Genomic DNA, 13,615 nt, shown 5'->3' with positions numbered 1-13,615 from the left:
CGGACCCGCGCCGGCCATCCGCCGCGGGTCGCCGGTGGTCTCCAGCTCCAGCACGACCGTGCCGGCCCCCTCCGCCGCGGCCGTCAGCGGCGATGTGTCCCGTGCCCAGGTGCGCACCGCCGTGCCCGCCGCCGCCACGACCAGAGCGGCCAGGGCCACCGCCACGAGGGAGGAGGACGCCGACCGGCCGGCGCGGACCAGGGTGGCGGCGGCGCCGGCCGCGACCAGGGCGATGACGGCGAGCACCGGCCAGGGCGCCGCGGGCCCCACCAGAGCGGTTCCCCAGACGACCGCGGCTGCCGGGGCCAACCGCAGATCCGTCCACGTCCACCGCCGGTCGGCCTCGGCCGGCAGTTCCCTCACACGGTCACCAGGTCGGCGAGCTCGTCGAACACGACCGGCCCGATGCCGGGCACGTCCTCGAGCTGCTCGATCGCGGTGAAGGGGCCGTTCGTCGTGCGGTGGTCGACGATCCGCTGCGCCAGCACCGGACCGATCCCCGGCAGCGCGTCGAGCTCGGCCACCCCTGCGGTGTTCAGCGACACCCGGCCCGAGGGCGCCGTCGGTGGCGCCCCCGCCGGGGCAGGCGCACCGGGGACCGCCACGGCGATCTGCTGACCGTCGGAGACGACCGCGGCCAGGTTGACCGCGCTGGGATCCGCGTCGGGGAGCAGCCCACCCGCGGCGGCGATCGCATCGGCGATCCGCGCCCCCTGGGGCAGGACCACCAGGCCGGGGCGGGCGACCTGGCCGACGACCGACACGGTGACGGTCGAGGACGTGTCCGCCGCGGTGCCCACCGAGGGGGTGGCCGGCGCCTGGCCGGGGTCGCTCACCGGTACCGGCTCGGCGTCCACCGGCTCGGCGCGCGGTCGATCGAGCACGGTCCAGCCGACCAGGAGCAGAGCACCCACCACCGCGGCGAGGACGAGCGCCCGGACGCTCGTGCGGGCCGGGACCACCCGGACGGCCGGTCCGGGTGCCCGGTGCCGTCCGGTGCCCGCCGGCCCGCCGTCGTGCCGGTCGAGGTCGGGGTCGTCCGGGTGCAGGTCGTCGTGGCCCCCGTCCTCGGGCTGCGGGAGCCGCGGGCATCCGCGCGTCGCCCCCTCGTCCCCGGGCAGGTCGTCGGGGAGCCAGCCGCCGCCGCGGCGGCCCTCGTCGAGCAGCAGCCGCAAGCGGGCCCGGATCACGTCGGCGTCGTCGGCACGGCGGGAGGAGAGGCGCACCCCGCGGACGCTAGGCAGCAGGCGCGGGCGGGCCCCGGCTCAGGACGGACCTGTGGACGGGCCTCCCGGCTGTGGACGACGCGGCCGATCCCGTCGGGGGCAGCGGCAGGGTGGACCCGTGCCGTTCGAGCCCTCAGGGAGCCGGATCCCCGCCGCCGTCCTCGCCGCCGCCCGCGCGGTCGTCGTCGCCGCTCGGGCTCTCCTCGGCGGTCTCCGCGGCGGCGGGCCGCGGCGAGACGACGACGCCGACGGCACCCGGTCCCACGTGCGCTCCGATCGCCGCGCCGAGCTCGCTCACCAGGAGCACACCGATGTCCGGGAGGGCCTCGCGCAGGTCCCCGGCCAGCCGCTGCGCCCGGTCCGGCGCGGCGAGGTGGTGCACGGCCAGGTCGACCGGCCGGCCGGCCGCGGTCTCGACGACGCGCTGGACCAGCCGGGAGAGGGCCCGCGCGGAGGTGCGCACCTTCTCCAGCGGTACGACCCGGCCGTCGGCCACGTGCAGCACGGGCTTGACCGCGAGGGCCGTGCCGAACAGCGACGCCGCGGAGCCGATCCGCCCGCCCCGCCGCAGGTGCTCGAGGGTGTCGACGACGAAGAACGTCCGGGTCCCCGCGGCGGTGGCGCGTGCGGCATCGGCGACGGCGGCCGCGCCGGCGCCCCGCTGAGCGGCCGCCGCGGCGGCGAGGACGGCGAATCCGGTGCCCATCGCTGCCGAGCGGGAGTCGATCACCGTGACCACGTGCTCGCCGACCTGCGCCGCGGCCATCCGGGCGGCGTCCCACGTGCCCGAGAGCTCCGCGGACAGGTGCACGGAGACGACGCGGTCGGCGCCGGCGTCCAGGCGGCGGCGGTACGCGGCCACGAAGTCGCCGGTCGTCGGCCGGGACGTCGACACCTGCTGCCCCCGGGTCCCGAGGGCACGGGCCACGTCCTGCGGGGAGATGTCGTCGCCCTCGCACCCGGACCGCCCGGCGAGGACGACGTAGAGCGGGACGACCTCGACGCCGTGCCGCGCGATCAGCTCGGCCGGGAGATAGGCCGTGGAATCGGTGACCACGGCGACGGGCATCCCGCGAGGCTAGCCCGACCGGGCCGGCCGACCGGCGGAGCGTCCCCTGCCCGGCTCGGTCAGCCGACCGCGTCGGCGTCCTGGGCGGGTGGCGGTGCGCCCTCCGGGGTGGCGTCGTCGACCTGCCCGCCGGGCGCGGTCCCCTCGCGCAGGAGACCGGTTCGCTCGCCGGCCGGCGGAGCCCAGTTGTGCCGCAGCACCCGCCAGCGCGACCCCTGCGGCACGAGCTCGGTCCAGGCGCAATTGCCCAGGGGCCCGAACAGCCGTCGGTGCCCGGGCCCGAGGTCGAGCAGCGCCTCGAGCAGGCGGCCGCTGGTCCCGCCGTGGGTCACCAGGACCGCCACCCGGGACTCGGGCAGCTCCCGGACCAGCGACAGCGCTCGGTCCGCGACCGCGGCGGGCTCCTCGCCCCCACGGTCGCGGACCGGCCGGCCGGCGAGCCAGTCGGCGTACTGCTCGGGGTGGCGTGCGGCGACCTCGTCGCGGGTCAACCCCTCCCACCGGCCCAGGCTGTGCTCCCGCAGGCGGGCATCGACCTCCAGGGGAAGTCCCAGCCGTCCGGTCAGGGCCGTCGCGGTCTCCACCGCGCGGCTCAGGTCGCTGGACACCACGACGGTGTCCTCCCCCGTCAGCGCGAGTCCCGCGACCAGGTGTGCTGCGGCCACCGCCGCCTGGCGCCGGCCCTCCGCGTCCAGCGGCGGGTCCTGCTGGCCCTGGAAGCGCCCCTCGGCGTTCCACTCGGTGCGCCCGTGGCGCCAGAGGACCAGGCGCTCCACCCGGACGGCCGGCGGCTCGGGCGCGCTGCTCACCGCCCCGCGGCCTCGCCGGGCGCGGGGCCCTCCCCGCCCGGCGGCTCCGGAGCCAGCGCGGTGGGGTCGGCGCTGCCCGGGTCGACGTCGTCGGCCGACAGCGACCCGGTTCCGGCACCGCCCGCGCCCGACGGCCCCGCGCCGGCGGCGGCCGGGGGTGCGTCCCGGTCCACGAAGGGGATGGTCGGGCAGTCCTTCCACAGCCGCTCGAGTGCGTAGTAGGCGCGCTCCTCGGCGTGCTGCACGTGCACGACGACGTCGACGAAGTCGAGCAGCACCCAGCGGGCCTCGGCCACACCCTCGCGGCGGACCGGCTTGACGCCGTGCCCGCGCAGTCGCTCCTCCACCTCGTCGACGATGGCCTGCACCTGCCGCTCGTTGGGCGCCGAGGCGAGCACGAAGGCGTCGGTGATGGCCAGCCGGTCACTGACGTCGATGATGGAGACGTCGGTGGCGAGCTTGTCCGCGGCGGCCTGGGCGGCCAGCTGAGCGGTCTCCCGCGCCTCGACCGAGGCGGTCATCGGGGTACCTCCTGAGGATCGGTGGCCGGCGGTGCGCCGGCCGGGGGTGCGGCGGCGGACCCGCCGGCCGGGGGTGCGGCGGCGGATCCGCCGGCGGGGGGCCGGTCGTAGGTGGGGCGGTCCGCGGGCGGGCGGGCGCTCCCGGCCGACCCGGCCCGCCGGGTGGACCGGTACAGCCCCCGCTTCTCGATGTACTGCACGACGCCGTCGGGCACGAGGTACCAGACGGGCATGCCCCGGCCCACGCGGTCCCGGCAGTCGGTGGAGCTGATGGCCAGCGCCGGCACCTCGACCAGGCTCACCGTGCCCGAGGGCAGGTGCCCGTCGGCGAGCTGGAAGCCCGGCCGGGTCACGCCGATGAAGTGGGCCAGCTCCAGGAACCGGTCGCTGTCGCGCCAGCTGAGGATCTGGGCGAGCGCGTCGGCGCCGGTGATGAAGAACAGCTCCGCGTCGGGCCGCTGTGCCCGGAGGTCGCGCAGGGTGTCGATCGTGTAGGTCGGACCACCGCGGTCGACGTCCACGCGGCTGACGGAGAAGCGGGGGTTGGAGGCGGTGGCGATGACGGTCATCAGGTAGCGGTCCTCCGCCGGGCTGACGTCGCGGTCGGTCTTCTGCCACGGCTCCCCCGTGGGGACGAAGACCACCTCGTCGAGCCCGAACAGGCCCGCGACCTCGCTCGCCGCCACGAGGTGACCGTGGTGGATGGGATCGAAGGTCCCACCCATGACACCGACCCGACCACCCGCCACCCGATCGAGACTAATCGGGCCGCGCCACCGGGCTCCTGCCGAGGCGGCCGGCGGTGCCGCGCGAGCGTCTCCACCGCTCTGCGCGGTCCCCGCTGCGCTCGGCCTCCTCGTGCCCGGACGCCCCCGTGTGCCGCTCGGACCGGGGCGAGGTCCGGTCCCACGGCCGGGCAGGGGCGGGACGGGCCGCGGGCTCAGAGGGTGGTGACGAAGTCGGCCAGCTGCGCGGCGTTGCGGCACTCCACCATGTCGACGACCTCGGCGTACTTCAGCGCCGCCGAGTCCCCGCTGCCCCAGAGCCGCCGTGGCTCGGGGTTGAGCCAGTGCGCCGAACGGGCCCGCGACACCAGGTCGGCCAGTACCGGCAGGCCCGGCGGCCGGTAGTTGGTCCGGCCGTCGCCCAGCACCATCAGCGAGGTCTTCGGGCCCACGACCGTCGGCCAGCGGTCGGCGAACACCTCGAGCGCGTTGCCGTAGTCGCTGTGCCCCTCGAACGCGACGACGTCGGCCTCCCGGCCGATGCGCCGGACCGCGTCGGAGACGTCGGCGCCCGGGGAGAAGAACCGGGTGACCTCGTCGGTGGAGTCGACGAAGGCGAACGCCCGCACGCCGGAGAAGTGCTCGCGCAGCGCCTGGGTCAGCATCAGGGTGAAGTGGCTGAAGCCGGCCACCGAGCCGCTGATGTCGCAGAGGACGACCAGTTCCGGCTTGTGGATCTTCCGCGGCCGGTGGTGGGTGACCACGGGGACGCCGCCGGTGCCCAGCGACGCCCGCACGGTCTTGCGGAAGTCCAGCCGGCCCTCGCGGCCCATCCGGCGGCGGGCCGACAACCGCACCGCCAGCCGACGGGCCAGCGGCGCCACCATGCGGCGCAGCTCGACCAGGTCGCCCTGCTGGGCCCGCAGGAAGTCGATCTGGTCGGCCAGCGGCTTGACGGCGCTCTTCGCGATCCGGTCGCGTCCCCGCTCGTCGGCCTGGCGGCGGCGGACCTCGGTGTCGACGGCGTCCTTGAACGCCTTCAGCCTCTCCCGGACCTGGCCGCGGGCGACCTGCTCGGCCAGGCCCCCGCGGTCGGTCCCGGCGAGCAGTCCCTCGAGCAGCGAGGTGACCAGCGAGTCCGGCGACAGCGCCCGCATCACGCGGTAGCTGAACCACGACTGTCCGGACGGCGAGGGCGTCGTCTGCCCCAGCATCGCGACCGCCCGGCGGGCGAAGCGGGCCAGCTCGGCCTCGTCGCCCTCGGCCAGCAGCCGGGCCAGCTCCTCGCGCAGCCGCGCGGCCGGGTCGAGGTCGGCGTCGCCGTCCGGCGCGTCCAGCGTCAGCGCCTCGCCGTCGGCGTCCTCCCCGTCCCCGTCGGCCACGACGACGGGCCGGTCGCCCAGCGGCCACCACAGGTCGAACAGGGTGTCGTAGATCGGCCGCTGGTTGCCGCGCTGCAGCAGCACCGCCGCCAGGCCGTGGCGCAACTGCTCGCGGTCGAGCAGGTCGACCACGGTGAGGATCTCCGCGGCGTCGACCGCCTGGCTGATGCCGACCGGGATGCCGGCCTCGCGCACGGCCCGCACGAACCCGTCGAGGTGGCCGGCCAGCCCGCCCGGGGCGGCCGGCACGGGCGCCGCGGCCGTCATCAGTTCAACCGCAGCTCGGCCGCGGCCCGCTCCTGGTCGCTGGCGTGCTTGAGCACCACGCCCAGCGTCTCGCCGATCGCCGACTCGTCCAGGGTGTCCAGGCCCAGCTCGAGCAGGGTCTGCGCCCAGTCGAGCGTCTCGGAGATCGACGGCGACTTCTTGAGCTCCAGCGCCCGCAGCGTGCGGATGGTGCGCACCAGCTGCTCGGCCAGCCCCGGCGCCAGATCGGGCACCCGGGAGAGCACGATCTCCCGCTCCCGCTCGGCGCTCGGGTAGTCCAGCGCCAGGTACAGGCACCGGCGCTTGAGCGCCTCGGACAGCTCCCGGGTCGCGTTCGAGGTGAGGACGACGGTCGGGCGGCGGGTGGCCGTGACGGTGCCGAGCTCGGGGATGGTGACCTGGAAGTCGCTGAGCACCTCCAGCAGCAGGCCCTCCACCTCGACGTCGGCCTTGTCGGTCTCGTCGATGAGCAGCACGGTCGGCTCGGTCCGCCGGATCGCGGTGAGCAGCGGCCGGGCGAGCAGGAACTCCTCGCCGAAGATGTCGTCGTGCACGGTCTCCCAGTCCGCGGCCTCCGCCGAGGCCTGCGACGCCTGGATGCGCAGCAGCTGCTTCTTGTAGTTCCACTCGTAGAGCGCGCGGGCCTCGTCGAGCCCCTCGTAGCACTGCAGCCGGATCAGCTCGGCGTCCGTGGCGGCGGCCAGGGCCTTGGCCAGCTCGGTCTTGCCGGTACCGGCCGGTCCCTCGACCAGCAGCGGCTTGCCCAGGCGGTCGGCGAGGAAGACGGTCGTGGCGATCTGCTTGTCCGGCAGGTAGCCCGCCGCCGACAACCGCTTGGCGACGTCGGAGACCGAGGAGAACTGCGGCAGCTGCGTCGGCGGGCGGGGCATGGGGCTCCTGACGGAAGGGGCTGGGTGCCAGCGGAGCGGGTCAGCGGGTGTGACCGTCTCCGGTGACGACGTAGGTGGTGGAGGTCAGCTCCGGCAGGCCCAGCGGCCCCCGGGCGTGCAGCTTCTGGGTGGAGATGCCGATCTCGGCGCCGAAGCCGAACTCCCCGCCGTCGGTGAACCGGGTCGAGGCGTTGACCATGATCGCGGCCGCGTCGACGCCCGCGGTGAAGTCCGCGATCGCACGGGCGGAGTCGGCCACGATCGCCTCGGTGTGCCCGCTCCCCCACCGCGCGATGTGCTCCAGGGCGGCGGGCAGGTCCTCGACCACGCGCACGGCCATGTCCATCGACAGGTACTCGGCGGCCCAGTCCTCGTCGGTCGCCGGGACGACGGCGCCGAAGGCGGCCTGCACCGGGTCGTCCCCGTGCAGCGTCACCCCCGCCTGCCCGAGCGCGGCCAGCAGCCGCGGCAGGGCGGGGAAGTCGCGGTGCACCAGCAGCGTCTCGGCGGAGTTGCAGACGCTGACCCGGTGGGTCTTGGAGTTCAGCACGATCGCCTCGGCCATCGCCGGGTCGGCCGAGGCGTCGACGTAGACGTGGCAGTTGCCGACGCCGGTCTCGATCACCGGCACCTTCGCCTCGAGCACCACCCGCTGGATCAGCGAGGCGCCACCGCGCGGGATGACCACGTCGACGAAGCCGCGCGCCCCGAGCAGCTCCCCCACCGACGCGCGGTCGGCCGGCAGCAGCTCGATCGAGCCGGCCGGCAGCCCGGCCTTCTCCGCGGCCTCGGCGAGGACGGCGACCAGTGCGGTGTTGGTGCCGAAGGCCGAGGCCGACCCGCGCAGCAGGGCCGCGTTGCCGCTCTTCAGGCACAGCCCGGCCGCGTCCACGGTCACGTTGGGCCGGGCCTCGTAGACGACGCCCACCACGCCGAAGGGCACCCGGACCTGGCGCAGCTGCAGCCCGTTGGGCAGCCGCGACCCGCGGACGACGTCGCCCACCGGGTCGGGCAGTGCCACGAGCTCGCGCAGCGCCGCGGCCACGCCGGCGACCCGGGCCGCGTCCAGCCGCAGCCGGTCCAGCACCGACTCCGCGGTGCCGTCGGCCGCGGCGGCCGCCACGTCGGCCGCGTTGGCCGCCAGGATCTCCTCGGTCCGCTCGACCAGCGCGTCGGCCATCGCCGAGAGCGCGGCGTCCTTCACGTCGGTCGGCAGCGTGCGCAGCACCCTCGAGGCGGCGCGGGCGCGCAGCGCGGCGGCCCCGATCAACGGCAGGGAGGCGACGGCGGACACGTCCGCGAGGGTAGCGCGCAGGCGCCCGCCTCCCGGCGCCTCAGCGCCAGGGGTCGGTGACCTCGCGCAGCCGGGTGAGCGACCGCCGCAGGGTCCGGGTGTCGTCTTCGCCGAGGTGAGCGGTCCACTCCGCCTCGACCTGGGCCTCCACCCGGCGCGCGACGGCGACGGCGGCCCGGCCGCGGTCGGCGAAGCAGACCAGCCGGGCGCGGCCGTCGGTCGGATCGGGGACCCGGTGCACGTACCCGGCGCGTTCGAGCTGCTCGACGAGGAAGCCCGCGGTCTGCTTGGTGACCTGCGCCTGCGCCGCGAGGGCGGTCAGGCGGGTCCCGTGCTCGCCGATCCGCGCCGCGATCCGGCCCTGCGCCAGGGTGATGTCGTCGAACCCCGCCTCGGCCAGCGCCGCCAGCACGCGCGACTCCAGGGCGCGGTAGGGGAAGAAGCAGAGCAACCCCAGGTTCGGCTCGACGGTCACGCGCACCCCTTGACGATGGTCAGCCTCTCTGACGAGACTGTCAGTCTAACTGACGACCCGGGAGCGCTCATGGACGTCGACACCGTCTGGCGCACGATCGACACCGAGCGGGCCGGCCTCGCCGACCTCCTCGAGGACCTCACACCGGCGGAGTGGGCGGCCCCGTCCCTATGCGACGCCTGGCAGGTGGGCCACGTCGCGGCCCACCTGACCCTCGCCCACATGGGCTACCGGGCCGCGACCGTCGAGGCGATCCGGGCCCGGGGGAGCTTCGACCGGATGATCCGCGACACCGCCCTGCGCGCCGCCGGCCGTCCGCCCGCCGAGTACGCCGCGCAGCTGCGCGCGATGGTCGGCTCCCGTCGCCGGGCTCCGTTCGTCAGCCCGGTCGAGCCGCTGACCGACGTCCTCGTCCACGGGCAGGACATGACCGTCCCGCTCGGCCGCAGCCGCCCGGTGCCGCCGGAGGCGGCGGCCGTCGCGGCCCGGCGGGCGTACGCGATGAGCTTCCCGTTCGGCGTCCGGCGGCGGCTGGCCGGCTACCGGCTCACCGCGGAGGACGCGGACCTCGTGCTCGGCGAGGGCGCGCCCGTCCGCGGCCCCGCATCCGCCGTCCTGCTCCTGGTGACCGGACGGACGGCGGCCGCGCTGGAGCACCTCGAGGGCGACGGCGCCCGCGAGCTCGCGGCGGCACCGGTCCACCGCGACGGGACGAGGAGGACGACATGACGTACGCGGTGACGACGGACGTCCCCGGCCTGCCGGCGGAGGTCTACGACGACGTGCACCGGAGGATGCTCGAGCGGTTCGGGGACTCGTTCGACGGCCTGCTGGTGCACCTGGCCCGGCAGACCACCGACGGCATGCAGGTCATCGAGGTGTGGCGGTCCCGGGAGGACTACGAGCGCGCCGGCCGCGAGGTCGTCGGGCCGGTGATGGCCGAGGTCCTGGCCGGGGCAGCACCCCCGGAGGAGGTCATCACCCCGTTCGAGGTCCGCGGGCTGGTCCTCCCGGCGGCCGGGGTCGCGGTCTGACCGCTCAGTTCAGCGTGCGGGTGCCGGGCGGCAGGACGCCGCCGCCGACCAGCTCGGCGGTGGCGTCCTGCAGCGCGGTCAGCGCGACCCGCTGGGTGAACGGGCCGGTGGAGACCCGGGCGACGCCCAGCTCCTGCATCTCCCGCGCCGACGGCGAGGCGCCGGGCACGCTGATCAGCGACAGCTTCCCCCGGCCCAGCCCCTCGACGACCGCGGCGATCTCGTCCCGGTCGACCAACCGGGGCACGAACACCACCGGGGCGCCGGCCTCGAGGAACGCGCGGCCGCGGCGGACCGCCTCGGCGACCAGCTCGCCGCGGTCGGCGTCCCGGGGGGCCAGGAGGAACGCGTCGGTGCGGGCGTTGAGCACGAAGTCGATGCCGGCGTCCCGGCCGGCCCGGAGCACCGCCTCGACCGCGGCGACGGCGTCGTCCAGCGGCCGCATCTCGTCCTCGAGGTTGCCCCCGACCGCGCCGGCGACGATCGCCCGGCGCGCCGTCTCCCCCGGGTCGCCGTAACCGGCCTCCATGTCCATGCTCACCGGCAGGTCCACCGCGGAGGTGATCAGCTCGACCATGTCCAGGTGCAGGGCCAGCGGGATGTTCTCGCCGTCCTCGTAGCCGAAGGTCGCGGCGATGGAGTGGCTGGCGGTGGCCAGCGCGCGGACCCCGTCGGTGGCGGCGACGACCCGCGCGGAGACGACGTCCCACACGTTGGCGAGGACGAGGATCTCCGGGGCGGCGTGCAGGTCGAGGAGCGTGCGGGCGCGGGCGGCGAGGTCGGTCACCCGGCGACCGTAACCAGCCGCGCTAGCGCGCGTTCAGCGCGCGCAGCGCGGCCTTGCGCGCGTCACCGGTCAGCCGGTCGAGGAAGACCTTGCCGTCGAGGTGGTCCACCTCGTGCTGCAGGCAGCGGGCCATCAGCCCGCTGCCCTCGACCCGCACCGGTGCCCCGTGCACGTCGAAGCCCTCCACCGCGGCGTGCATCGCGCGCACCGTCGGGGCCCAGATGCCCGGCACGGACAGGCAGCCCTCGTCGCCGTCCTGGGTCTCCTCCGACAGCTCCACCAACCGCGGGTTGACCACGTGGCCGATGACGCCGTCGATGTTGTAGCTGAACGCCCGGGCGCTCACCCCGATCTGCGGGGCCGCGAGGCCGGCCCGGCCGGGGTGGTCGACGGTCTCCTCGAGGTCGCGGACGAGGGCGGCGAGCTCCTTGTCGAAGGCGCGCACGGGGTCGGCCGGGGTGCGCAGCACCGGGTCGCCGAGTTCGCGGATCGGGCGGATCGTCACGCGCGGCAGTCTCTCAGGCGGTCGGAACCGGCTTCGGGGGCCGGGGGCCGACCAGCACCATCTCGTCGCGGTGGACGACCTCCCGGCGGTACTCCGGGTCGAGGTCGCCGGTCTTGCGGCCGAACAGCGCCGGCAGCTCGGAGGCGTCGTAGGCGACCAGGCCGCGGGCGACGACGACGCCGTCCGGCCCGACGAGCTCGACCGGGTCGTCGGCCAGGAACTCGCCGATCGCGCCGGTGATCCCGGCGGCGAGCAGCGAGGCGTTGCGCTCGCGGACCGCGCGCACCGCGCCCTCGTCGAGCACCAGCCGGCCGCGCGGGCGGCTGGCGTAGCGCAACCAGAACTGCCGCGCGGAGGGCCGCCGGCCGGACGGGAGGAAGAGCGTGCCCACCCGCTCGCCGGCCAGCGCCGCGGCCACCTGGACGGTCGAGGTGACGACGACGGGCACGCCCGCGCGGGCCGCGATCAGCGCGGCCTCCACCTTCGTCGCCATCCCGCCGGTGCCCACGCCGTTGCGGGAGGCCGAGCCGAGGGTGACCGCGGCCAGGTCGGCGGCGTCGGCCACCGTGTCGACCAGCTGCGCCGGGCCGGTGCGGGGATCGCCGTCGTACACGCCGTCGACGTCGGACAGCAGCAGCAGCGCGTCGGCCTGCGCCACGTGGGCGACCAGCGCCGCCAGCCGGTCGTTGTCGCCGAACCGGATCTCCTCGGTGGCCACCGTGTCGTTCTCGTTGACGATCGGGAGGACGCCGAGGGTGAGCAGCCGGTCGACGGTGCGGTGGGCGTTGCGGTAGTGGCTGCGCCGGGTCAGGTCGTCCGCGGTCAGCAGGACCTGGCCGACGGTCACGCCGTGCCGGCCGAAGGCGTCGGCGTAGGTCTGCACCAGCCGCAGCTGCCCGACGCTGGCCGCGGCCTGCGCGGTGGCCAGGTCCCGCGGCCGGCCCTCGACGCCCAGCGGCGCGAGCCCCGCAGCGATGGCCCCCGAGGACACCAGCACCACCTCGCGGCCCCCGGTCCGCACGGTGCCGAGCGCGTCGACCAGCGCGGTCAGCTTGGCCACGTCCAGCCCGCCGGGCAGCGTGGTCAGCGACGACGAGCCGACCTTCACCACAACCCGGCGGGCACCGGCGATCTGCTCCCGCAGGCTCACCGGTCGTCCCCGGGGAGGTCGTCGTCGGACCAGGTCTCGGTCAGCTCGTAGGGCACCCGGCGGGCCTTCTTGGCCGCCAGGCGCTCGGCGGCCCGGACCCGGTGCGGGGCGTCGATGCGCGCGTCGGTCCCCCGCCCACCCAGGCCGGCGGTCTCCTCGACCGACAGCGTCCCGGCGGGCAGCGTCGGCACGAAGTCGAAGCTGACGTCGCCGATGGTGACCTGGTCGCCCTCGACCGCCCCGGCCTTCTCCAGGGCGTCCTCGACGCCGAGCCGGTTGAGCCGGTCGGCGAGGAAGCCGACGGCCTCGTCGTTGGTGAAGTCGGTCTGGCGCACCCACCGCTCGGGCTTGACGCCGCGGACGACGAAGCCGCCGTACTCGGGGTCCGGCTCGACGGTGAACCCGGTGTCGTCGACCGCGCGCGGGGTCAGCGTCAGGCGCACCGGCTCGGGCTCGGGCAGCGAGGCCCGGTGCTCCTCGACCGCGGCGGCCAGCGCGAAGCCGAGCTCGGGCAGCCCCTCCCCCGTCACGGCGCTGATCGGGAACACCTGCAGCCCGCGGTCGGTCAGGGTGGCGCGGACGAGGTCGACGAGCTCGCGGGCGTCCGGCACGTCGATCTTGTTGAGGACGGCGATCCGCAGCCGCCCCACGAGGTCGATCTCCTCGCCCGAGTACTCCGCGAGCTCGTGCTCGAGGGCCTCGATGTCGCTCTCCGGGTCGCGGCCGGGCTCCATCGTGGCCATGTCGACGACGTGCACCAGGACGGCGCAGCGCTCGATGTGGCGGAGGAACTCCAGGCCGAGGCCCTTGCCGGCCGAGGCGCCGGGGATGAGGCCGGGGACGTCGGCCATCGTGAAGCTGACGTCGCCGGCCCGGATCACGCCGAGGTTCGGGACCAGCGTGGTGAACGGGTAGTCGGCGATCTTCGGGCGGGCCGCCGACATCGCGGCGATCAACGACGACTTGCCCGCCGAGGGGAAGCCCACCAGCCCGACGTCGGCGATGCTCTTGAGCTCGATGACGATGTCGAGCGCCTCGCCCGGCTCGCCGAGCAGGGCGAAGCCGGGGGCCTTGCGCCGGGTGTTGGCCAGGGCGGCGTTGCCCAGCCCGCCCTTCCCGCCGTGGGCGACGACGACGCGGGTGCCGACGCCGACGAGGTCGGCCAGGACCTCGCCGTCGGGCGTGCTGACGACGCTCCCCGGGGGGACGCGCAGCACGCGCTCCTCACCGCGGGCGCCGTGCCGGTTGCTGCCCTCCCCGGGGCGACCGTTCCCGGCCTTGTGGTGCGGACGGTGGTGGAAGTCCAGCAGCGTGTGCACGTTCGGGTCGACCTCGAGGACGACGTCGCCCCCGTTGCCGCCGTTGCCGCCGTCGGGACCGCCGAGCGGCTTGAACTTCTCCCGGTGGATCGAGGCCACGCCGTGGCCGCCGTTGCCGGCGGAGACGTGGACGACCACGCGGTCGACGAAAGCGGCCATGTC

At 75.8% G+C, this 13,615-nt stretch carries 15 protein-coding genes; 2 read left to right on the top strand and 13 right to left on the bottom strand.

What is annotated here, in order from left to right:
- Positions 1–359: 359 nt before the first annotated feature.
- The 9 genes from ACK586_RS03050 to ACK586_RS03010 form a co-directional block, all read right to left on the bottom strand.
- On the bottom strand, positions 360–1,226 hold the full coding sequence (locus ACK586_RS03050) for a ComEA family DNA-binding protein (protein WP_409328976.1): 867 nt from the start codon (positions 1,224–1,226) through the stop codon (positions 360–362).
- Positions 1,227–1,359: 133 nt separating this feature from the next.
- Complete coding sequence (locus ACK586_RS03045) at positions 1,360–2,295, bottom strand: DegV family protein (RefSeq protein WP_409328975.1); 936 nt, start codon at positions 2,293–2,295, stop codon at positions 1,360–1,362.
- 59 nt (positions 2,296–2,354) lie between these two features.
- Positions 2,355–3,104, bottom strand: coding sequence for a histidine phosphatase family protein (locus ACK586_RS03040; protein ID WP_409328974.1), 750 nt, complete (start codon positions 3,102–3,104; stop codon positions 2,355–2,357).
- Positions 3,101–3,625 carry a ribosome silencing factor gene (rsfS, locus tag ACK586_RS03035; protein WP_409328973.1) on the bottom strand — a complete coding sequence of 175 codons (525 nt, stop codon included), beginning with the start codon at positions 3,623–3,625 and terminating at the stop codon, positions 3,101–3,103. The genes ACK586_RS03040 and rsfS overlap by 4 nt, the downstream gene beginning before the upstream one ends.
- Positions 3,622–4,350: a nicotinate-nucleotide adenylyltransferase gene (nadD, locus tag ACK586_RS03030; protein ID WP_409328972.1), complete on the bottom strand. Its 729-nt coding sequence runs from the start codon at positions 4,348–4,350 to the stop codon at positions 3,622–3,624. The genes rsfS and nadD overlap by 4 nt, the downstream gene beginning before the upstream one ends.
- A 215-nt stretch (positions 4,351–4,565) precedes the next feature.
- Positions 4,566–5,999, bottom strand: coding sequence for a vWA domain-containing protein (locus ACK586_RS03025; RefSeq protein WP_409328971.1), 1,434 nt, complete (start codon positions 5,997–5,999; stop codon positions 4,566–4,568).
- On the bottom strand, positions 5,999–6,889 hold the full coding sequence (locus tag ACK586_RS03020) for an AAA family ATPase (RefSeq protein ID WP_409328970.1): 891 nt from the start codon (positions 6,887–6,889) through the stop codon (positions 5,999–6,001). Before ACK586_RS03020 ends, ACK586_RS03025 begins: the two co-directional genes overlap by 1 nt.
- A gap of 40 nt (positions 6,890–6,929) precedes the next feature.
- Positions 6,930–8,183 (bottom strand): glutamate-5-semialdehyde dehydrogenase, encoded by a 1,254-nt coding sequence (locus ACK586_RS03015; protein WP_409328969.1) that lies wholly within the window; start codon positions 8,181–8,183, stop codon positions 6,930–6,932.
- Between the two features lie 40 nt (positions 8,184–8,223).
- A complete protein-coding gene (locus ACK586_RS03010) occupies positions 8,224–8,658 on the bottom strand; it encodes a MarR family winged helix-turn-helix transcriptional regulator (protein ID WP_409328968.1) in 435 nt (144 codons plus the stop codon).
- Between the two features lie 69 nt (positions 8,659–8,727).
- Between ACK586_RS03010 and ACK586_RS03005 the strand changes: the two genes are divergently transcribed.
- Together ACK586_RS03005 and ACK586_RS03000 are read left to right on the top strand one after the other, a co-directional pair.
- Entirely contained in the window at positions 8,728–9,387 is a 660-nt protein-coding gene (locus ACK586_RS03005; protein WP_409328967.1) for a maleylpyruvate isomerase family mycothiol-dependent enzyme, read from the top strand.
- Complete coding sequence (locus ACK586_RS03000; RefSeq protein ID WP_409328966.1) at positions 9,384–9,692, top strand: hypothetical protein; 309 nt, start codon at positions 9,384–9,386, stop codon at positions 9,690–9,692. Before ACK586_RS03005 ends, ACK586_RS03000 begins: the two co-directional genes overlap by 4 nt.
- 4 nt (positions 9,693–9,696) lie before the next feature.
- Here the strand turns inward: ACK586_RS03000 and ACK586_RS02995 are convergent, their stop codons facing one another.
- From ACK586_RS02995 to obgE, 4 genes are read right to left on the bottom strand one after another with little or no spacing between them, the layout of a single operon-like run.
- A complete protein-coding gene (locus tag ACK586_RS02995) occupies positions 9,697–10,479 on the bottom strand; it encodes an isocitrate lyase/PEP mutase family protein (protein WP_409328965.1) in 783 nt (260 codons plus the stop codon).
- A gap of 22 nt (positions 10,480–10,501) precedes the next feature.
- On the bottom strand, positions 10,502–10,984 hold the full coding sequence (gene def / locus ACK586_RS02990) for a peptide deformylase (protein ID WP_409328964.1): 483 nt from the start codon (positions 10,982–10,984) through the stop codon (positions 10,502–10,504).
- 13 nt (positions 10,985–10,997) lie between these two features.
- Positions 10,998–12,134: a glutamate 5-kinase gene (gene proB / locus ACK586_RS02985; protein WP_409328963.1), complete on the bottom strand. Its 1,137-nt coding sequence runs from the start codon at positions 12,132–12,134 to the stop codon at positions 10,998–11,000.
- Positions 12,131–13,612 (bottom strand): GTPase ObgE, encoded by a 1,482-nt coding sequence (gene obgE / locus ACK586_RS02980; RefSeq protein WP_409328962.1) that lies wholly within the window; start codon positions 13,610–13,612, stop codon positions 12,131–12,133. The genes proB and obgE overlap by 4 nt, the downstream gene beginning before the upstream one ends.
- Positions 13,613–13,615 lie beyond the last annotated feature (3 nt).

Source organism: Trujillonella humicola (genome assembly GCF_046233715.1).
Classification (GTDB): Bacteria; Actinomycetota; Actinomycetes; order Mycobacteriales; family Geodermatophilaceae; genus Trujillonella; species Trujillonella humicola.
The sequence above is the reverse complement of the archived record's forward strand: the minus strand, read 5'-3'. Positions and strand labels throughout refer to the sequence as shown.

Coding starts and splice junctions, on each gene's coding strand:
- ACK586_RS03020 (WP_409328970.1), bottom strand. CDS start 6,889: ATGCCCCGCCCGCCGACGCAGCTGCCGCAGTTCTCCTCGGTCTCCGAC.
- ACK586_RS03025 (WP_409328971.1), bottom strand. CDS start 5,999: ATGACGGCCGCGGCGCCCGTGCCGGCCGCCCCGGGCGGGCTGGCCGGC.
- rsfS (WP_409328973.1), bottom strand. CDS start 3,625: ATGACCGCCTCGGTCGAGGCGCGGGAGACCGCTCAGCTGGCCGCCCAG.
- ACK586_RS03000 (WP_409328966.1), top strand. CDS start 9,384: ATGACGTACGCGGTGACGACGGACGTCCCCGGCCTGCCGGCGGAGGTC.
- obgE (WP_409328962.1), bottom strand. CDS start 13,612: ATGGCCGCTTTCGTCGACCGCGTGGTCGTCCACGTCTCCGCCGGCAAC.
- ACK586_RS03005 (WP_409328967.1), top strand. CDS start 8,728: ATGGACGTCGACACCGTCTGGCGCACGATCGACACCGAGCGGGCCGGC.
- ACK586_RS03045 (WP_409328975.1), bottom strand. CDS start 2,295: ATGCCCGTCGCCGTGGTCACCGATTCCACGGCCTATCTCCCGGCCGAG.
- nadD (WP_409328972.1), bottom strand. CDS start 4,350: ATGGGTGGGACCTTCGATCCCATCCACCACGGTCACCTCGTGGCGGCG.